General features: G+C 73.6%; 19 protein-coding genes. 11 read left to right on the top strand and 8 right to left on the bottom strand.

Annotated elements, in window-relative coordinates:
- The first annotated feature begins 7 nt into the window (after positions 1 to 7).
- From ACIO9J_RS13030 to ACIO9J_RS12990, 9 genes are all read left to right on the top strand, one after another.
- Entirely contained in the window at positions 8 to 1,996 is a 1,989-nt protein-coding gene (locus ACIO9J_RS13030) for a prolyl oligopeptidase family serine peptidase (protein WP_401998562.1), read from the top strand.
- The gene (locus ACIO9J_RS13025; protein WP_401997021.1) at positions 1,993 to 2,937 is read left to right on the top strand and encodes an LD-carboxypeptidase; all 945 of its coding nucleotides are present in this window, start codon (positions 1,993 to 1,995) and stop codon (positions 2,935 to 2,937) included. The genes ACIO9J_RS13030 and ACIO9J_RS13025 overlap by 4 nt, the downstream gene beginning before the upstream one ends.
- Before the next feature lie 184 nt (positions 2,938 to 3,121).
- Positions 3,122 to 4,891, top strand: a complete 1,770-nt coding sequence (locus ACIO9J_RS13020) for a CocE/NonD family hydrolase (protein ID WP_401997018.1) — start codon at positions 3,122 to 3,124, stop codon at positions 4,889 to 4,891.
- 121 nt (positions 4,892 to 5,012) lie between these two features.
- On the top strand, positions 5,013 to 5,258 hold the full coding sequence (locus tag ACIO9J_RS13015; RefSeq protein WP_401997015.1) for a DUF1049 domain-containing protein: 246 nt from the start codon (positions 5,013 to 5,015) through the stop codon (positions 5,256 to 5,258).
- Positions 5,255 to 5,581, top strand: coding sequence for a hypothetical protein (locus ACIO9J_RS13010; protein WP_401997012.1), 327 nt, complete (start codon positions 5,255 to 5,257; stop codon positions 5,579 to 5,581). Before ACIO9J_RS13015 ends, ACIO9J_RS13010 begins: the two co-directional genes overlap by 4 nt.
- A gap of 161 nt (positions 5,582 to 5,742) precedes the next feature.
- A complete protein-coding gene (locus ACIO9J_RS13005) occupies positions 5,743 to 6,219 on the top strand; it encodes an RICIN domain-containing protein (protein WP_401997010.1) in 477 nt (158 codons plus the stop codon).
- 52 nt (positions 6,220 to 6,271) lie between these two features.
- Complete coding sequence (locus ACIO9J_RS13000; protein ID WP_401997008.1) at positions 6,272 to 6,826, top strand: GNAT family N-acetyltransferase; 555 nt, start codon at positions 6,272 to 6,274, stop codon at positions 6,824 to 6,826.
- A gap of 33 nt (positions 6,827 to 6,859) precedes the next feature.
- A complete protein-coding gene (locus tag ACIO9J_RS12995; protein ID WP_401997005.1) occupies positions 6,860 to 7,756 on the top strand; it encodes an arginase family protein in 897 nt (298 codons plus the stop codon).
- A 40-nt stretch (positions 7,757 to 7,796) separates the two neighbouring features.
- On the top strand, positions 7,797 to 9,773 hold the full coding sequence (locus ACIO9J_RS12990) for a DUF5107 domain-containing protein (protein WP_401997002.1): 1,977 nt from the start codon (positions 7,797 to 7,799) through the stop codon (positions 9,771 to 9,773).
- Positions 9,774 to 9,832: 59 nt separating this feature from the next.
- Here ACIO9J_RS12990 and ACIO9J_RS12985 read toward each other — a convergent pair whose 3' ends face one another.
- Together ACIO9J_RS12985 and ACIO9J_RS12980 are read right to left on the bottom strand one after the other, a co-directional pair.
- The gene (locus ACIO9J_RS12985; RefSeq protein ID WP_401996999.1) at positions 9,833 to 11,131 is read right to left on the bottom strand and encodes an amidohydrolase family protein; all 1,299 of its coding nucleotides are present in this window, start codon (positions 11,129 to 11,131) and stop codon (positions 9,833 to 9,835) included.
- Positions 11,132 to 11,223: 92 nt separating this feature from the next.
- Positions 11,224 to 12,525, bottom strand: coding sequence for an amidohydrolase family protein (locus tag ACIO9J_RS12980; protein WP_401996996.1), 1,302 nt, complete (start codon positions 12,523 to 12,525; stop codon positions 11,224 to 11,226).
- A gap of 254 nt (positions 12,526 to 12,779) precedes the next feature.
- Between ACIO9J_RS12980 and ACIO9J_RS12975 the strand changes: the two genes are divergently transcribed.
- Positions 12,780 to 13,169 (top strand): VOC family protein, encoded by a 390-nt coding sequence (locus ACIO9J_RS12975; protein ID WP_401996993.1) that lies wholly within the window; start codon positions 12,780 to 12,782, stop codon positions 13,167 to 13,169.
- A gap of 155 nt (positions 13,170 to 13,324) precedes the next feature.
- On the opposite strand, the gene ACIO9J_RS12970 is transcribed toward ACIO9J_RS12975, so the two are convergent.
- The 3 genes from ACIO9J_RS12970 to ACIO9J_RS12960 all read right to left on the bottom strand — a co-directional run bounded on the left by ACIO9J_RS12970 (position 13,325) and on the right by ACIO9J_RS12960 (position 14,701).
- Positions 13,325 to 14,023, bottom strand: coding sequence for a GntR family transcriptional regulator (locus ACIO9J_RS12970; RefSeq protein ID WP_401996990.1), 699 nt, complete (start codon positions 14,021 to 14,023; stop codon positions 13,325 to 13,327).
- Between the two features lie 49 nt (positions 14,024 to 14,072).
- A complete protein-coding gene (locus ACIO9J_RS12965) occupies positions 14,073 to 14,429 on the bottom strand; it encodes a VOC family protein (RefSeq protein ID WP_401996988.1) in 357 nt (118 codons plus the stop codon).
- Positions 14,430 to 14,623: 194 nt separating this feature from the next.
- Positions 14,624 to 14,701 carry a 50S ribosomal protein bL37 gene (locus tag ACIO9J_RS12960; RefSeq protein ID WP_370443954.1) on the bottom strand — a complete coding sequence of 26 codons (78 nt, stop codon included), beginning with the start codon at positions 14,699 to 14,701 and terminating at the stop codon, positions 14,624 to 14,626.
- A gap of 164 nt (positions 14,702 to 14,865) precedes the next feature.
- Here ACIO9J_RS12960 and ACIO9J_RS12955 point away from each other — a divergent pair, with 164 nt between their 5' ends.
- Positions 14,866 to 15,300, top strand: coding sequence for a phage holin family protein (locus ACIO9J_RS12955; protein ID WP_401996985.1), 435 nt, complete (start codon positions 14,866 to 14,868; stop codon positions 15,298 to 15,300).
- Positions 15,301 to 15,344: 44 nt separating this feature from the next.
- Here the strand turns inward: ACIO9J_RS12955 and ACIO9J_RS12950 are convergent, their stop codons facing one another.
- The 3 genes from ACIO9J_RS12950 to ACIO9J_RS12940 form a co-directional block, all read right to left on the bottom strand.
- On the bottom strand, positions 15,345 to 15,878 hold the full coding sequence (locus ACIO9J_RS12950) for a hypothetical protein (protein ID WP_401998559.1): 534 nt from the start codon (positions 15,876 to 15,878) through the stop codon (positions 15,345 to 15,347).
- Between the two features lie 124 nt (positions 15,879 to 16,002).
- Positions 16,003 to 17,100 carry an enolase C-terminal domain-like protein gene (locus tag ACIO9J_RS12945; RefSeq protein WP_401998556.1) on the bottom strand — a complete coding sequence of 366 codons (1,098 nt, stop codon included), beginning with the start codon at positions 17,098 to 17,100 and terminating at the stop codon, positions 16,003 to 16,005.
- Between the two features lie 32 nt (positions 17,101 to 17,132).
- Positions 17,133 to 18,125: a TIGR03557 family F420-dependent LLM class oxidoreductase gene (locus ACIO9J_RS12940; RefSeq protein WP_401996982.1), complete on the bottom strand. Its 993-nt coding sequence runs from the start codon at positions 18,123 to 18,125 to the stop codon at positions 17,133 to 17,135.
- Positions 18,126 to 18,407: the final 282 nt, after the last annotated feature.

Below are 18,407 nucleotides of genomic sequence, written 5' to 3'. Positions count from 1 at the left end.
GGACATGATGCAGACCCGGGCGTACGGATCATGGCCGTCACCGATCGACGCCGAGCTCGCCGCCACCCACGACGGGGCGCCGGGGTTCGTGGGCTTCGTCGGAGCCGAGGCGTGGTGGACCGAACCACGGCCCGTGGAGGCCGGCCGGCGCGCGCTGATGCGGCGGCTGCCGGACGGGACGGAGCAGTCCGTGCTGCCCGCCCCGTGGAACGTGCGCAGCAGGGTCGTCGAGTACGGCGGCCGCCCCTGGGCCGGCACCGAGCGCCCCGAAGGCCCCCTCGTGGTCTTCGTGGACTTCGCCGACCAGCGGCTGTACGCCTACGAGCCGGACGCCCCCGGTGACCGGGCGCCGCGACCGCTGACCCCCCTCTCCGAGGTGGGCGGCGGGCTGCGCTGGGCCGATCCGGTGCTGCGCGCCGAGCGGGGCGAAGTCTGGTGCGTCCTGGAGGAGTTCACCGGACCCGGGCCCACCGACGTGCGCCGTGTCATCGCCGCGGTACCGCTCGACGGCTCGGCCGCGGGGGACCGGGGCGCGGTGCGTGAACTCTCCGACGACCGGCACCGGTTCGTCACCGGACCACGGCTCTCGCCCGACGGCACCCGGGCTGCCTGGCTCGCCTGGGACCACCCGCGGATGCCGTGGGACGGCAGCGAGCTGATGCTCGCCGAGGTGCGCCAGGACGGCACCTTCGGCCCCGCCCGGGTGTTCGCGGGCGGCCCCGAGGAGTCCGTCGCGCAGGTCGACTGGGCGCAGGACGGGCGGCTGCTCTTCGCCAGCGACCGCACCGGCTGGTGGAACCTGTACCGCGCGACACCCGAGGACAGCGCCCGCGCCCAGGCCCTCTGCCCCCGCCAGGAGGAGTTCGCCGGTCCGCTCTGGCAGATCGGCCTGAGCTGGTTCGCGCCCCTGGACAGCGGCCTGATCGCCGTCGTGCACGGCAAGGGCGCCACCGCGCTCGGCATACTCGACCCCGAGACGGGCGAGGTCGTCGACGCGGCGGGCCCCTGGACGGAGTGGGCGGCCACCGTCGCCGCGCACGGCCCCCGCGTCGTCGGCATCGCGGCCAGCCCGCGCAGCGCGTACGAAGTGGTGGAACTGGACACCGGTACGGGCCGCGCCCGCGTGGTCGGCGCCGCCCACGACGACCCGGTGGACCCCACGTACTACCCGGAGCCGCAGATCCGCACCTTCGCGGGCCCGGCGGGCCGGGAGATCCACGCGCACGTCTACCCGCCGCACCACCCGGGCCACCTGCCGCCCGACGACGAGCTGCCGCCCTACGTGGTGTGGGCGCACGGCGGCCCCACCAGCCGCTCGCCGCTCGTACTCGACCTGGCCATCGCCTACTTCACCTCGCGCGGCATCGGCGTCGCCGAGGTCAACTACGGCGGCTCCACCGGGTACGGGCGCGCCTACCGCAACCGGCTGCGCGAGCAGTGGGGCATCGTCGACGTCGACGACTGCGCGGCCGTCGCCCTCGCCCTCGCCGACGAGGGGACCGCCGACCGCGACCGGCTCGCGATCCGCGGCGGCAGCGCGGGCGGCTGGACCACGGCCGTCTCGCTGACCGGCACCGACGTCTACGCCTGCGGCACGATCATCTATCCCGTGCTCGATCTCGCCGCCTTCGGGTCGGGGGAGACCCACGACTTCGAGTCGCAGTACCTGCACTCCATCGTGGGCCCGTTCGACGCGGTGCCGGGGCGGTACGCGGAGCGCTCGCCGGTGACCCGGGCGGACCACCTCACCACGCCGTTCCTGCTGCTCCAGGGGCTCGACGACGTGATCTGCCCGCCCGCGCAGTCCGAGCGGTTCCTCGCCAGGATCGAGGGGCGCGGCATCCCGCACGCCTACATCGCCTTCGAGGGGGAGGGGCACGGCTTCCGCCGCGCCGACACCATGGTCCGCGCCCTGGAGGCCGAACTCTCCCTGTACGCCCAGGTGTTCAGGCTCGATCTGGCGGGCCGCATAGCGACGCTGGAGCTCGCCAAGTGAGACCGCTCGTCCGGCCCGCGCGCCTCACCCCCGGCGCGCGGGTCGCCGTCGTGGCGCCCAGCGGCCCCGTCCCCGACGACGGGCTCCAGACGGGCCTTGACATCCTGCGCGGCTGGGACCTCGACCCGTTCGTCCTGCCCCATGTCCTGGACCGTCACCCGGAGTTCGACTACCTCGCGGGCGCGGACGCCGCCCGCGCCAGGGACCTGGAGCGGGCCTGGTGCGATCCTTCGGTGTCCGCCGTGTTCTGCGCCAAGGGCGGGTACGGCTCCCAGCGGATGGTCGAGCTCGTCGACTGGGCCGCGATGCGCGCCGCCCTGCGCTCCCACGGGCCGAAGGTGTTCCTCGGCTACAGCGACATCACCCCGCTGCACGAGGCGTTCGCCAACCGCCTCGGCGTCGCCACGCTGCACGGGCCGATGACGGCCGTGCTCGACTTCCTCAAGAACGCGCGGGCCCAGGAGCACCTGCGCACCACCCTGTTCGCGCCCGAGGAGGCCCAGGTGATCCGGGCCGTGTCCGAGGCGTCGCGCGCGCTCGTCGGCGGCCGGGCCAGGGGCGTCACGCTCGGCGGCTGCGTGTCGCTGCTCGCCGCCGAACTCGGCACCCCGCACGCGCGGGCCTCCGCGCGCGGCGGCCTGCTGTGCATCGAGGACATCGGCGAGGAGGCGTACAGCGTCGACCGCATCCTCACCCAACTCCTGCGCGCCCGCTGGCTGGAGGGCGTCGCGGGCGTCGTGCTCGGCTCCTGGCAGGAGTGCGAGCCGGCCGACCAGGTGCGGGCGCTCCTCGCCGACCGGCTCGGCGGTCTGGGTGTACCGGTCCTCACGGAGTTCGGGTTCGGGCACTGCGAAGGGGCGCTGACGATCCCGTTCGGCGTACCGGGTGAACTGGACGCGGACGCCGGGACGTTGACGCTGGACGTGCCCGCCCTCGCCTGAGGTGCGGGCCGTCTCCGGCGCGGCGGCCCGCGACAGGTCCTTCACGGAATCTCCCGACAGAAACCGCTGTCACGGTCGTTGACCTCCGTATGACACGTGTCACAGCATGACGTCGGCTGGTACTGACCGGTCAGTAGCCGCCGTTGGCCGCCCGCCCTCGGCCGTCCTCAGCGTGGAGGTCCCCTTGTCCCGTCGCCGTGCCCTGACCCTCGCCGCAGCGGCCGCGCTCGCCGCGCCCCTCGCCGTCGCCGCGCCCGCGCCGGCGGGCGCGAGCGGCCAGTACACCGTCACCGCGCTGAAGTTCACCGTCCAGGCGGGCGGCAGGAGCTGCACGGTCGACGCCGATCTGTACCGGCCCGCCGGGGTGGACGCCGCGCACCCCGCGCCCGCCGTGCTCTCCACCAACGGCTTCGGGGGCAGCAAGTCCGACGGCTCGACCGCGGCGGTCGGCAAGGCGTTCGCCGAGCGCGGTTACGTCGGGCTCGTCTACTCCGGTCTCGGCTTCGGCAAGTCCGGCTGCCTGATCACCCTCGACGACCCGCGGATCGACGGGAAGGCCGCCGCCGGGCTCCTCGACTTCCTCGGCGGGCAGCGGGCCGCCGACGACGGCACCGAGGTCGACTACGTGACCTCCGACGGCGAGGGCGACCCCCGCGTCGGCATGATCGGCGGCTCGTACGGCGGCGCCGTCCAGCTCGCGACCGCCGCAGTGGACCACCGCGTCGACGCGCTGGTCCCGATGATCACCTGGAACGACCTCGCGTACTCGCTCGACCCGAACAACGCCGCCGACCGGCGGGTGCCCGGCGCCGCCAAGTGGCAGTGGATGAACGGCTTCTACCTCATCGGTGAGGGCCAGCCGCTGCTCGTCCCGAGCCTGGACCCCTCCCGCATCAACCGGCTCGACTGCCTGCACTTCGCCACCGCCGCCTGCGAGACCATCCGCACGCTCAACTCGGGCCGCTACCCGGCCGACAAGACCGAGGCGCTCCAGAAGTACGCGCGGAGCGTCTCCCCGGTCTCGTACCTGGACAAGGTGAAGGCGCCGACGCTGCTCGTGCAGGGCCAGGCCGACACCCTCTTCAACCTCAACGAGGCCCAGGCGACGTACCGGACGCTCACCGAGCAGGGCACCACGGCCAAGATGATCTGGCAGTCCTGGGGGCACAGCGGCGGCATGAACGACCCGGCGTCCGGCGAACTCAACCTCGCGGAAGGCAACTTGGAGACGTCCTACGTCGGCAAGCGCGTCCTGGCCTGGTTCGACCGCTACCTCCAGAAGAAGAGCGGCGTCGACACCGGCCCGGCCTTCGCCTACTACCGCGACTGGATCGGCGACCCGGAGCACACCTACGCGACCGCCGCCGAGGTCCCGGCGCTCAACCGCAAGCTGTACCTGTCCGGCGACGGCAAGCTCGTCGACGACCGCGCCAAGGTGCGGCGGGGCAGCCGCGAGTACCGCAACTGGCTGATCCCCACGAGCCATTCGGAGTCCTCGCTGGCCGGTCTCATCGGCCTGCCCGACCCGGCACCGCGCGACACCGAGGGCACCTACCTCGACTGGACGACCGAGCCGTTCGCCGACGCGGTGGACGTGGTGGGAGCGCCCAGGGCCACGCTCAAGGTGATCTCGCCGAAGACCGAGCGGGTGCAGCACTCCGGGGACGCGGCCGACAAGCTGGTCCTGTTCGCCAAGCTCTACGACGTGGCGCCCGACGGCACGAAGACGCTGGTGCACCGGCTCGTCTCGCCGGTCCGGGTGCCGGACGTGACCAAGCCCTTCACCGTCTCGCTGCCCGGCATCGTGCACCGCTACGAGAAGGGGCACCGGCTGCGGTTCGTGGTGGCCGCGAGCGACGGGGCGTACGGCGGGAACAGGGGCGTCAAGCCGGTCACGGTGACCAGCGCGCCCAAGGACACCGGCGTCCTGGAGCTGCCGGTCGTCGGGGACTGACGTCACCCGCTCGGCCCAGTGCCCCACCCCGGAGACACGTCCACCGCGCGCGATCCCGGCCCAGCTGCCCATGCTGGTGCCGGGGGAGGCCGGACGTACCTCCGACGGAAAGGTCCACACCATGAGCCCCAACACCTCCACGGGCGGCTCGAAGAGCAGCGGCTCGGGCGGCGGGCTGATGACACCCGGCAGGGTGGCCGTCGCCGCGATCGCCGTCCTCACCCTGGTCTTCATCTTCGAGAACACCCGCAGCACCAAGATCCGACTGCTGATCCCCGAAGTGACCCTGCCCCTGTGGATGGCGCTGCTCGGCACGGCTCTGATCGGTGCCCTGTGCGGGGCCTACTTCATGAGGAGGCGCAAGTGAAGGTGTCAGTGCGGCCGGGGCTCCGGCGCGCGGGCGTGGTCCTGGGCGGCGCGGCCGCCGCGACCCTCCTCACGGTGACCACGGCGGCCGCGGCGGGACCGCCGATGCCCGAGCTGCGGGGGCGGGGCCTGATGCACGTCTTCTCGACCCTCGACTACCGCACCCGGGTCGAGGTCCGTGACGTCGGCGGCTCCCACCGCAACGTCCTGTGGCCGCTGAGCTGGAAGGTCTGCACGCAGTCCCCGGCGCCGGGCGCCAAGCTCGACGGGGAGACGGTCACCGTCGGCGTCGTGAAGAACGGTGAGAGGTGCCCCCGGAAGTAGCCGGCCGTGGCGGCACCGGAAGCAGCTGACCGCGGCGGCCCTGGAAGCAGCTGACCGCGGCCCCGCAGGGTCGTTTCGGCAGTGAATTCCTTCACTCGCACGGGTGGGTTCCGCTTCTCGGCCATTCCGGAACCCGCTCTCCGCCCGATACACCCTGATCCGTGACAAAGAACCTGATGCGCGGCATGGCCGCGCTCGTCTTCGCTGCCCTGCCCCTCCTCGCCACCACCCAGTCCGGCTACGCCGCCGAGCACGCCCCCGCGCTCTCGGCGCGGGACACCTTCGACATCCGCAGCGGCCTGCACGACAAGTGCCTGGCCACCAACGGCGACAACGTAGAAGTGCAGACCTGCCGGGGCACCGGCAACCAGCTCTGGTTCTGGGAGGACGGCAAGCTGCGCAACCTCGCGGAGCTGCACTGCCTGGACGTACGCAACGGAGAGATCGACGCCGCCGTCCAGGCCGTCGGCGACTGTCACGGCCTGCCCAACCAGCAGTGGAAGCAGGACGGTTCGTGGCTGCGAACCGATGTGAACCGCCAGTGCCTGAGCATCCAGGGACGCGGTGACTCCAGCGAGCACGCGGGGGTCAACGTACGGGACTGCGAGAACGCGGCCTGGCAGTTCTGGAAGCTGTAGCCGCGAGGACACCCGGCGGGTGGCACCGGCAGGGGACGGATAGCGTGGCTTGATGTCCGATCGAGCCACCTATCTCACCGAAGGCCCCCGCGTGGGCATACGTCACTTCACCCACGCGGACTCCGCCGAGTTCACCGCGCGTACGCGGGAGAGCCGGGACCTGCACAGGCCCTGGCTCTTCCCGCCGTCGGGGGACGACACCTACCGCGCCTACGCCACGGTGCTCATCGAGGACCCGACGAAGGCCGGGTTCCTGGTCTGCGAGCGCGACAGCGGCGCCATCGGCGGCTTCATCAACATCAACAACATCGTCCGGGGAGCCTTCCGCTGCGGCGCCCTCGGCTACGGCGCGTTCGCGCACGCCGCCGGGCGCGGTCTGCTGACCGAGGGGCTCGGGCTCGTCACGGCGTACGCCTTCGGAGCCCTCGGCCTGCACCGCCTCGAAGCCAACATCCAGCCGGACAACGCCGCCTCCCTCGCGCTCGTCCGCCGCGCGGGCTTCCGCCTGGAGGGCTTCTCGCCGGACTTCCTCTTCATCGACGGCGCCTGGCGCGACCACGAACGCTGGGCCCGCACCGCCGACATGGCGGATCCCGAAGAGGGTTGAAAACGCGGGCCCGCCTCGCGGAGGATGATCCGCATGCGGAACATCGTGGTCGTCGACGCCCCCTCCAACCTGGGCCTGCGCCCGCCCGCCCCCGGCACCGTGCCCGGCTGCTACAAGCTGGCGGGCGCCATGCGGGAGCGGGGGATCCTGCGCAGGCTCGGCGCGTTCGAGGGCGGCGTCGTGGTGCCGCCGCGCTACGACCGCGGTGACTGGCAGGAGGGCGACGGCGTCTTCAACGCGGAAGCCATCGCCGCGTACACCGTGCGGCTCGCCGACCGCATCGAACACCACGTGCGCGCGGGCGACTTCACCGTCGTGCTCGGCGGCGACTGCTCGATCCAGCTGGGCGCCGCGGTCGCCCTGCGCCGCATCGGGCGGTACGGCATCGCGGCAGTCGACGGCTCCGCGGACTTCCGGCACACCGGCAACTCCGACGGGATCGGCGCCGCGGGCGGCGAGGAGCTCGCCCTGGCCACCGGGCGCGGCCAGGATGACCTCACCGACATCGAAGGGCTGCGGCCCTATCTGCGCGACGAGGACGTACGCCTCTTCGGCATGCGGGACGACGACGAGGACCGCGCCGAGTTCAGGGACCTGAAGATCTCCAACGCCACCGTCGGCGAGATCAGGGAGTGGGACCCCGACGAGATCGCCCGCGCCGTCGTGACGACCCTCGAAGTGCCCGTCCTCGACGGCTTCTGGGTGCACCTGGACGCCGACGTGCTCGACCCGACCGTGATGCCCGCCGTCGACAGCCCCGACCCGGGCGGCCTGCTCCCCGACGAACTCCTCGCGCTGCTGAGGCCGTTGGTGAACTCGCCGCGCTGCGTCGGCCTCAATCTGACCATCTACGACCCCGACCTCGACCCGGCGGGCACGGCGGGCGACCTCCTCGCGGATCTGCTCGTGGCGGCCTTTGCGGAATCCTGACCGGGAGAACCCCTGGTCGCCGCCCGGTCGAACGTGTTCCATGGTGATCGTGAAGACCACCGTGCGCCGTGACGTACTGACCCTGCCCGCCGCCCCGTTGGGTCCGGAGAACCCCCTGCCCGCGCTGCGGCCGCTCGACGAAGTGCACACACTGGACGAGCGTGCCAAGGAAGGGCTGCCACGCGACATGGCGCGGCAGCTCGGGTACGAGCCGCTGCGCGGCATCCTGCCCGCGCGGCTCCTCGACGGGTACGGCCGCGAGCGGACCGAGACGCCGATCGACACGATCGTCATCGAGAACGACCGGCTGCGCGCCACCGTCCTGCCCGGCTACGGCGGCCGCGTCCACTCCCTCTTCCACAAACCCACCGGGCGCGAACTCCTCTACCGCAACCCGGTGCTCCAGCCCGCCGCCTTCGCGCTCAACGGCGCCTGGTTCTCCGGCGGCATCGAGTGGAACATCGGCGCCACCGGACACACCACCCTGTCCTGCGCGCCCCTGCACGCCGCCCGGGTGACCGCGCCCGACGGCGGCGAGATGCTGCGCCTGTGGGAGTGGGAGCGGCTGCGCGACCTGCCCTTCCAGGTGGACCTGTGGCTGCCGGAGGGCTCCGACTTCCTGCACGTCGGCGTGCGGATCCGCAATCCGCACGAGAAGCCCGCGCCCGTCTACTGGTGGTCGAACATCGCCGTGCCCGAGGAGCGCAGGGTGCTCGCGCCCGCCGACGAGGCATGGCGGTTCGCGTACACGGGCGGCCTGAACCGGGTGCCGGTCCCGGAGTGCGACGGGGCCGACCGGACGTACCCGACGCGCAGCGAGTACCCCGCCGACTACTTCTACGACGTGCCCGACGGCACCCGGCGCTGGATCGCCGCGCTCGACACCGAGGGGCACGGCCTCGTGCAGACCTCGACGGACCTGCTGCGCGGCCGCAAGCTCTTCGTCTGGGGCGCGGGCACCGGCGGCCGGCGCTGGCAGGAGTGGCTCACCGAGCCCGGCACCGCGGGCTACGCCGAGATCCAGGCCGGTCTCGCCCGCACCCAGCTCGAACACGTACGCCTGGACGCCGAGAGCGAGTTCAGCTGGCTGGAGTCCTACGGGCCGCTCTCGGCGGAGCCCGGTCTCGTGCACGGCGACGACTGGGCGGGCGCCCGGGGCGAGGCCGCGGCGCGGCTCGCCGAAGCGCTGCCGAAGGAGGGCGTCGACGCCGCCTACGAGGCGTGGCTGACCAGCGCCGACACCGAACCCGGCGAGACGCTCGCCACCGGCTCGGGCTGGGGCGCGCTCGAAGTCCTGCGCGCCGAGTACAAGCTGCCCGGCACGCCGTTCGCCGAGTCGACGCTCGGCCCCGAGCAGACGCCGTGGCTCGAACTGCTGCACACCGGCGCCGTGCCGGAGCCGCGCCGCGTAGCCCCGCCGGGACCGAGCCTGGTGTCGCCGCACTGGCGCGACATGCTGGAGACCGCGCCCGCGCGCCCGCAGGCCGAGTACCACCTCGGGATCGCGCAGTGGCACGCGGGCGACCGGGCGCAGGCCGTCCGCAGCTGGGAGCGCGGGCTCGAACTCGCGCCGTCCCGCTGGCCGTTGCTGCGCTGCCTCGCCGTCGCCGACCAGGCGGAGGGACACGCCGAGCGGGCCGCCGACAGCTACGCGGCGGCCTTCGACGACCTCTGCGAGGAGCGCAGGGACGACGGCGAGCTCTGGACGGCGGCGACCGCGGCGCTCGGCAGGGAGGCGCTGGCCGCGCTGCTCGCGGTGGGGCGGACCGAGGCGGCCCGCGCGGTGTGGGAGCGTCTGCACGCGCGCACCCGGGCCGAGGGCAGGTTCCGCCTGACCGAGGCCCAACTGCTGTTCGCCGAGGGGGACATGGACGGCGTACGGGCGGTGTTCGACGAGGGCTTCGAGGCGGCCGACCTGCGGGAGGGCGCGGAGACCGTGGGCGAACTGTGGGCCGCGGCGACCGGCGAGGAGATACCGGCGCGCTACGACTTCCGGATGCGGCCGCCGGGGGAGTGACGCGGAAGGGGCCCCCACCCGGCGGTGGGGCCCCGCGATTACCGCGTACGGAAGGGGAGTTACACCAGCTTCCCGTTCCTGGCCACGACCTTGCCGCCGTGCACCACCATGTCCCGCCGCGGCATGTCCACCACGACCTGCGGCAGGCACTCGGCGCGGACGAGCACGAAGTCGGCGGGGGCACCGGGCTCCAGGTCGGCGCGGTCCAGGCCCATGACGTCGGAGCCGCCGTGCGCGCCCACGCGGTAGCAGTCGGCGAGTTCCTCGTCGAGGCGCACGTCGGTGACCCAGCCGAGGATGTGCGTGCGGTGCAGCATGTCCGCGTTGCCGAACGGGCTCCACGAGTCGCGCACGCCGTCCGAGCCGAGCCCGACCCGCACCCCGTGCTCGCGCAGCTTCGCGATGGGCAGCACCAGTGACTCGTTCGGCGCGACCGTGGTCAGAGAGATGTCCAGGTCGCCCAAGTCGGCGGCCATGGCGTCCAGTTCGCGGTCGGCCAGGTTCGGCAGGCAGAAGACGTGGCTGACGGTGACCTTGCCGCGCAGGGAGAGCGCGCGGGTGCGGTCGATGATGGCCCGCAGGACCTTTGTGCCCTTCTCGTCGCGGTCGTGCAGATGGATGTCCACACCCACCCCGTGCCGGTCCGCGAGGCCGAAGACCAGATCGAGCTGCTCGTCCATGGCGTGGTCGAAGCTGATCGGGTCGATGCCCCCGACCAGGTCGATCTGCCCCGAACGCGCCGCCTCTTCGAGCAGTTCGGCCGTGCCGGGGGTCCGTACGACGCCGTGCTGCGGGAACGCCACGATCTGCACGTCGAGCGCGTGCCGCAGCCGGTCGCGGGCCGTGTTGACGCCCTCCACACCGGCCAGGTCGTAGGCGGGCGCCACGTCCACGTGGGCGCGCATCGCGCGGGTGCCGCGGGTCACGGCGTGCGCCATCAGGCCGTGGGCGCGCTCCCCGACCGGGCGGGACTGGCTCTTGAACAGCTCCACGTCCTGGGCGCAGTAGTCGGCGATGCCGCTCGCGGGCTTCCGCGTCACCCAGGACCCGCCCCAGCTGGTCTTGTCCGGGTGGATGTGGGCGTCCACGAGCGAGGGCAGCGCGACGCGCCCGTCGCAGTCGATCACCTCGGCGCCGTGCGGGGCCCGGCCCTCGGCGATCCTGCCGTCGACCACCGTCAGGTCCACGGCCTCGCGCGCGCCGAACGGGCGCACGTCGCGGAAGACCACGGCCTTGCGGTGCCTGCCGTCGCGCGCGCCGGACGCGGCCGCGGCGGGCGGCGCGGACGACAGGGCGGCTCCCGTGCCGGCGAGCGCGGCGGCTCCTGCGAGCATGCCGCGGCGGGACAGTGGCGTCATGAGGGCTCCTTCGAGAGGGGTGAGGGAGGTGCGGTCGGAAGGTTCGGGGGACGTGGTGCGGGAGGCGTGGTCCGGGGGCGCGGTGCGGGCGGTCAGACCGGGATGCCCGCGCGGACCACGCGTACGGGCTTCTTCAGGACCGAGACGTCCGCCAGCGGGTCGCCGTCGAGGATGACCGCGTCACCGGCGAAGCCGCGCGCGAGACGGCCGACGCTGCCCTGAAGTCCCAGGAGGCGCGCGGCACTCGTGGTCGCCGTGCGGATCGCGTCGAGCGCGGACAGGCCCGCGGCACGCATCAGCTCCACCTCGCCGCCGATCGGGTCCACCGTGCCGCCGGAGGAGTCCGTGCCCGCGGCGAGCGGCACCCCCAGCTCGTGGGCGGCGCGCACCGCGCGCTTGAGCACCGGCAGATAGGTGCGGCCGCGCTCGGCGAGCACCGGGTCGTCGGACTCGGCGAGCCCGGCGATGGCGGTGAGCGTCGGCGTGAAGTACGTGCCCCTGCGGCGCATCTCGTGGAGCGTGCGCTCGCCGACGAACACGCCGTGCTCCAGCGAGCGGATGCCCGCCATGACGGCGTCGTGGCAGCCCTTCTCGCTATAGCTGTGGCAGAGCACGCCCTTGCCGCCGCGCCGCGCGGCCGCGACGACGGCGGACAGCTGCTCGCGGTCGTACACCTGGGCCAGCGGGTCCTGCTCGGGCAGCCCGGCGCGCTCGTTCACGCGGGTCTTGACGACGTCGGCGCCCCTGGAGAGGTTGACCTCGACGACGCGGCGCAGCGCCTCGGGCGAGCGCACGCCGTTCTTGAGCTTCGCGAGCGGGGTCAGCTCGGGGTCGGCGAGGACCGTGTCGCCGAGGTCCGGCGTGACGAAGACGCCCGCGGCGCGCAGCCTGGGCGCCAGCTCCGGCACCTGGCGGGCCAACTCCCGTACGGCGATGTCCTGGAAGAAGTTGGTCGAGCCGCTGCGGGCGGTGGTCGCGCCCTTGCGCACGGCGTCGCGCGCCTCGGTCGCGGTGTTCAGGTGGATGTGCGCCTCGACGAGGCCGGGCAGCACCCACTTGCCGTGCGCTTCGAGCACCCGCGCGCCCGCGGGCACCCGGGTCCTGCCGCGCGCGCCCGCCGCGCGGACCACGCCGCCGACGATGACGACCACCGCGTCCTCGGTGACCCGGCCGGTCGCCGGGTCGAGCAGGGTGGCGCCGTCGATGACGAGATCGCCGCCGGTGGCGCCGTGACCCTCCGGCCGCCGCGAGCCCGGCGCGCCGGCCGGGACCGCCGCGCCCGCCGGTGCCGCGGCCGCGAGCGCCGCCGTGGTGCCCGCCAGCGCCGCGGCGCCCGCGAGGATGCCGCGCCGGGTCAGGCGGGATGCGGGCGGCGGGGTGTTCTCAACGCACATCTGGGGACTCCTGGGGAGGCGAGCGGAGGGGACGCGTCCGCCAGTTTGTATACCAAGCGTGAGGTGCCTGCAAGGGTGGGCGGGGAGCTTGCCGTATATCGCATGGTAATTCCCGGGAGGGGCGAGCCGCCCGGCTTGCCTTGGTATACCGACGGGGTTTCGCCGAGACGGTCAGGACGAGACGGTCAGGAATGGAGAAGCGCGCCGCCGCGGGCCGTCCTAGCGTGAGGGGTGTCGATCTGGAGGAGGCAACCGTGTCGTTGCGGGTAAGCGTGGTCATGCTCGGCGTCGAGGACGTCGAGCGCGCCAAGAAGTTCTACGTCGAGGGGCTGGGCTGCGAGCTCGCCCAGGAGTTCCCCGGGTTCGTCAGGCTCGGCCTGGGCGGGGGATCGTCGGACATCGCGCTGTACGAGTGGGCGGCGGTCGCGCGGGACGCGGGCGTCCCCGAGGAGGGCTCAGGCTTCCGGGGCGTGTCGCTCCACTACACCGCCGACTCCCGGGAGGAGGTGGACGAGACCGTCCGCGCGGCGCGGGCCGCGGGCGCCACCGTGCTCAAGGAGCCGACAGCCGCGCAGTGGGGCGGGTACGACGCGCACTTCGCCGACCCGGACGGCCATCTTTGGAAGGTCGCCACGGCCGCGTGACGACAGGGTCGACTGGGGCCAGGGCCGCGTGACGTCAGGGCCGACTGAGGCCAGGGCCGCGTGAGCGAGAGCCGCGTGACGTCAGAGCCGCCTGACGGCTGGGCCGCGTGACGTCAGAGTCGCCTGACGCCCCGGCCGCCCGACGGCGCGGCCTCTCAGTCCTCGCCCCCTGCGCTCTCCTCGAAGAGCGCCCGCAGCGCCACCGCCCGGCTGTCCCGCACGTGCAGCAGCGTGCTGGCCGCCGCGGTCTCCTCGTCGCCCGCCGCGATGTGCCGGTAGACGAGCCGGTGCTGGGACCGCATGTGGTCCGGCTCCGCGCGCATCCCGAAGAGCAGCTGGAGCTGCCAGCTGAGCTGTTCCATGGTGCGCCCGAGCAGCGGATTGCCGGCGAGGGCCACGATGCCCTCGTGGAACGCCGTGTGCGCGGCGGTCTCGCGCGGCCCGTCATCGGCCCGCGAGGCCGCCTCCGCGTGGTCGAGGGTGGCCCGCAGCGCGGCGAGTCCGGGCGGTTCGGCCGGGGCGCTCTCGGCGACCCGGCGGGCCGCGAGCCGGGACGCCTGGACGGCGAGCGGTTCCCACACCTCGTACAGATGCCGTACGTCGGCGGGTTCGAGGCGGCGCACCCGTACGCCGCTGTGCGGCAGGAGTTCGAGGAGACCCTCGGCGACCAGCGCCCGCAGCGCCTCGCGGACCGGGACGCGGGACATCCGCAGCTCCTCGGCGACCTCGCGCTCGACCAGGCGCGCGCCCAGTGCGTAGCGGCGGTCGACGATGCGCTGCCGGACGGCCTCGCGCGCCTGGGCGCTCAACGACGTCCGTTCCGTACCGCCCGCCGTGCTGCCCGCCACGTGCACCGTCCTCCGTTCGGCCCGGGGCCGCCTGCCCCGCCGTGGAGGATACGGGTCAGTCCGTGCCGCCGCGCCGGTCCACGTACTCGAAGACGGCGCCGTCCGGGTGCATCGCGATCAGGTTGCGGCCGACGGGGGTGGGGACCGGGCCCGCGATGACCCGGGCGCCGGAGGCGTTCAGGACGGCGTACGCCTCGTCCACGTCCCGCACCGCGATGGTCGCCGAGACCTTGCGGAGCACTTCGAGCTCCGCCTCGGGTCCGCTCATCAGCAGGAAGCAGCCGACCGCGGCCACGGACACGCCGCCGCGCTCGAAGCGCATGGCCTTGGCGCCCGCGAGCCGCTCGTAGAACACGACCGAGGACTCCAGGTCCTCGACGCAGATCCGCAGCGTGGTTCCCAGGATCTCCATGATTGGACGCCCTCACCTCTTCGACCAGCCCCACCGGCCCCGCAACGATTTCATGATTGCCGGTGCTCCCGCCACCGGCATCGGAGACTGCGTCCCGCGGACTTCCGCCCCGGCTCTCCCGGTCAACTCCCGGGCCCCGCAAGCCCGTCGGGGGCGGCACCGTCCGGTGCCGCCCCCGACCGTCGCGCCCGCCGTCAGGACTGGGGACGGCTGCCGTGGTTCGCGCCGTTCTTGCGGCGGGCCTTCTTCTTGCGGCGTCGCTTCGAGGACATGGATACCTCCGTGGTTCCGATGGTGCTTCCCGGGTGCGAACCCGGGCGATCATGCGCCGCCTACCCCCGGGGAAACGCGGCCATGGTGTGGCCTTCGTCACGTCCGTGGCGCGGCGGTGTGCGGTGCTCCGTTACGCGGTCGGGGCTCCGGGTACCCGGGCGCCATGACTGCCCTAGAGAAACCTCTGACCGACGAACTGGTCCGGACGATCCGTGCCGAACTCCGCGAGGAGCTGCGGGACGCGCTGCGCGAGGCGACCAGGAAGCAGCGGCGCCGGGCGACGCTCTACGGCGCCGCCGGTGCGGCCGCGCTGTACGCGGGTGCCGCGGCGGCGCTGGCGGTCGGCCTCGTCATCGATCTCGGGCTGCCCGGGTGGGCGGCCGCGCTGATCGTCGCCGGGGTGCTCGGCATCGGGGCGGCGCTGTTGCGCGGTGCCGCGCGGTCGGGTGGGGTGCCCGCGCCGTCGTCCGGTGAACCGACCGCCACCGCGACCGCGCCTGCTGCGACCGCGCCGCCGGTGACGCCGCCCACCGTGCCGCCCGGCACGCCGCCCGTGCCGGACGTGGCGCCGACGCCCGCGCCGTCCCGGAAGCGCTGAGCCGCTCGCCCTTTTGCTCCTTCGCTCCTTCGCCCCTTCGCTCCTTAAGAAGCGCCCCAGGCCGTCTTCGTCAGTACCTCCGCCGCGATGTCCCGTACGGCGCGGCCGTCCGTGGCGATGCGGTGGGCGTCCGGCGCCGCGTGGTCGGCCAGGCGGCGGGCCGTCAACGCGCTTCTGCGGAGCTGCTGTTCGAGTTCCGAGCCGCGTTCGCGGGCCGTGAGGCGTGCCTCGACCGTGGCGTCCGTCGCCGTCAGCAGGACGCGGATGATGCGCGGCCCCGCGAGGGCGCGGACGAACGGCCGCTCCTCGGCCGCGAGCACGCTCGCCGTGTTCGTGTACACCAGGCGGCGGCAGCCGAGTTCCGTGTAGTTGGCCCAGATCGCCGCCAGGTTCCGCTCGGTGATCCGTGCCAGGTGCGGGTCGTCCTCTGGCGTCGGGTGCACCGCGTCCAAGAGGTCGCCCTCGATCAGCGCGTGGGCGATGTCGGCCGCCCGCAGCTGGGCGGCGACCTCCCAGCCGACGGACGACTTGCCGACTCCGGACCGGCCCCCGATGAGCAGCACTTCGGCGTGCGGCACTTCGCCCTGCTCCGCTTCCACTGGACCTTCAACGTTCGCCATGCGCGCGAGCGTGCCAGCCGGCGCGGGCCGCGCGCGACCGGATTCCCGCGCGACCGGATTCCCGCACGCCCCGCCTCAGGCCTCAGGCGACGCGGAACTCCTCGACGTCCCCCGTGCGCAGTGCGAGGCCGTGCCCGATGCCGCCGTCCGGGCGGACGACGCCGCCGGTCGGGTCGAGCGCCCCGGCGAAGAACATCGACTCGATCCGTACGTGGTCGTGGAACCACTCGATGTGCCGCAGGTTCGGGACGCACGCGGCGACGGCGGCATGCGCGTGCGGCGCGCGGTGCGCGGAGACCTCCAGGCCGTGCGCCTGCGCGAGGGCGGCGGCGCGCAGCCACTCGGTGAGCCCGCCGCAGCGCGTCGCGTCGAGCTGCAGACAGTCCACGGAGGGGATCATGCGCGCGAAGTAGGGCAGGTCGTAGCCGTACTCGCCCGCCGTCACGTCGCACACCAGCGCGTCCCTGACCAGCGCGAGGCCGCTCAGGTCGTCCGACGACACCGGCTCCTCGAACCAGCCGACGCCGTGTTCGGCGAGCACCCGGCCCACCCGTACCGCCTGCTTGCGGGTGTAGCCGCCGTTGGCGTCGACGTACAACTCGGCCTGCGGGCCGATGACATGACGCGCGGTGCGGACCCGGGACACGTCACGGGCCACGGCCCGGCCCCAGCCCTCACCGATCTTGATCTTGACGCGCGGGATGTGCTGCCCGTGCACCCAGCCGTTCAACTGCGCCGCCAGATGCGTGTCGTGGTACGTCGTGAAGCCGCCGCTCCCGTAGACGGGCACCTCGTCGCGGGCCGCGCCGAGCAGGCGTACGAGGGGGAGTTCGAGGAGGCGGGCCTTGAGGTCCCACAGGGCGATGTCCACCGCCGAGATCGCGCAGGCCGCGGCGCCGGGGCGGCCGGTGTCGCGGACCGCCTTCGTCATCGCGTCGTGCGCGGCGGGGATGTCGAGGGCGTCGCGCCCCGTGACGGCGGGGGAGAGCAGCTCGTCCACCAGGGCGGCGGCGGACACGGGCGCGTAGGTCCAGCCGGTGCCTGTCGCGTCGCCCGCGGTGATCTCGGCGACGACGACGGTCGTGCTGTCCCAGGCGAAGGTGCCGTCCGCCTCCGGGCCGTCGGCGGGCACGGTGTAGGCGGATACGGCGGGGCGTTCGATGCGGACGGCGTCCTTCATCCGGACCCTTTCCAGGTCGTGGTGTGTGCTGGTCACGGTGTCGCGGGGCCGGGGAGTCCGGGCAGGCCGGGGCCCTGCACCTGCGGCAGCACCTTCGTGCGGTAGAAGTCGAAGAAGCCCCGCTGGTCGGGGCCGATCTGGCCCACGTAGACCCGGTCGAAGCCCGCGTCGGCGTACGCGGTCAGCGCCGCCACGTGCTCGTCCACGTCGTCCCCGCAGGTGAAGGACGCGGCGGCGAGCTCGTCGGTGAGCAGCGGGTCCAGCTGCTCGAAGTGGCGTGGTGTGGGCAGGATCCGGGCCGTCTCGCCGGGCAGCAGCCGGCTGCCCCACAGTGCGCGGGCCCGGCGCACCGCCGCCTCGCGGTCCGGGCCGTGGCAGACCTTCAGGCCGCCGCTGACCGGCCTGCCGCCCCCGCCGCCCTTGCGGTAGTGGGACACCAGGGTCTCCTCGGGCGCCATCGTGACGAAGCCGTCGCCGACGCGTGCGGCGAGCGCCGTCGACTGCGGGCCCCACCCGGCGATGTCGATGGGCACGGGCTCGTCGGGCACCGTGTACAGGCGGGCCCGCTCGACCGTGAAGTGCGTGCCCTGGTGGTCGACCTCCTCGCCGGCGAAGAGGTTCCGCATGATCTGGACGGCCTCCTCCAGCATGTCCAGACGTACGTGCGGGGGCGGCCAGGGACCGCCCAGGATGTGTTCGTCGAGCGCCGCGCCGGTGCCCACGCCGAGCCGGAAGCGGCCGCCCGTCATCACCGCGGCGGTCGCCGCGGCCTGCGCCACGACCGCCGGGTGCATGCGGACGGTCGGGCAGGTCACCGCCGTCTGGATGGGCAGGGACACCGCCTGCGCGAGCGCGCCGATCACCGGCCAGACGAAGGGGCTCTGCCCCTGCGCCGTATTCCACGGGTGGTAGTGGTCGGAGATCCACAGCGCCTGGAACCCGGCCTGTTCGGCCATCCGGGCCTGCTCGACCAGTTCGGCGGGGCCGAACTCCTCGGTCGCCAGGAAGTAACCGTATTCGGACATGGGGGTGCACCTCCGATGGGGCGGGCTGAGCCGTGGACCGGCGTGCGGAACCGTGCGGATACGGCCGCGGATGCGCAGGCCGACGCGGCTCCGGGTAACCCCGACGGGCGCGGACAAACGGCGCGGAGCGCGGGGACGAACGGCGCGGAGTTTGGTGTCCGCCGCACAGGGGCACGCGGGAAGCTCGAAACGTACGGGAGCGTGCACCGCACCGGGGCGTGAAGAGCGCCCGTCAGGGCCGCACTTGTCAGGACCGCACCGGATCCGACCTCGCAGGAGGCG

It is taken from the genome of Streptomyces sp. NPDC087300 (assembly GCF_044744425.1).
Taxonomy (GTDB): domain Bacteria; phylum Actinomycetota; class Actinomycetes; order Streptomycetales; family Streptomycetaceae; genus Streptomyces.
The sequence above is the reverse complement of the archived record's forward strand: the minus strand, read 5'-3'. Positions and strand labels throughout refer to the sequence as shown.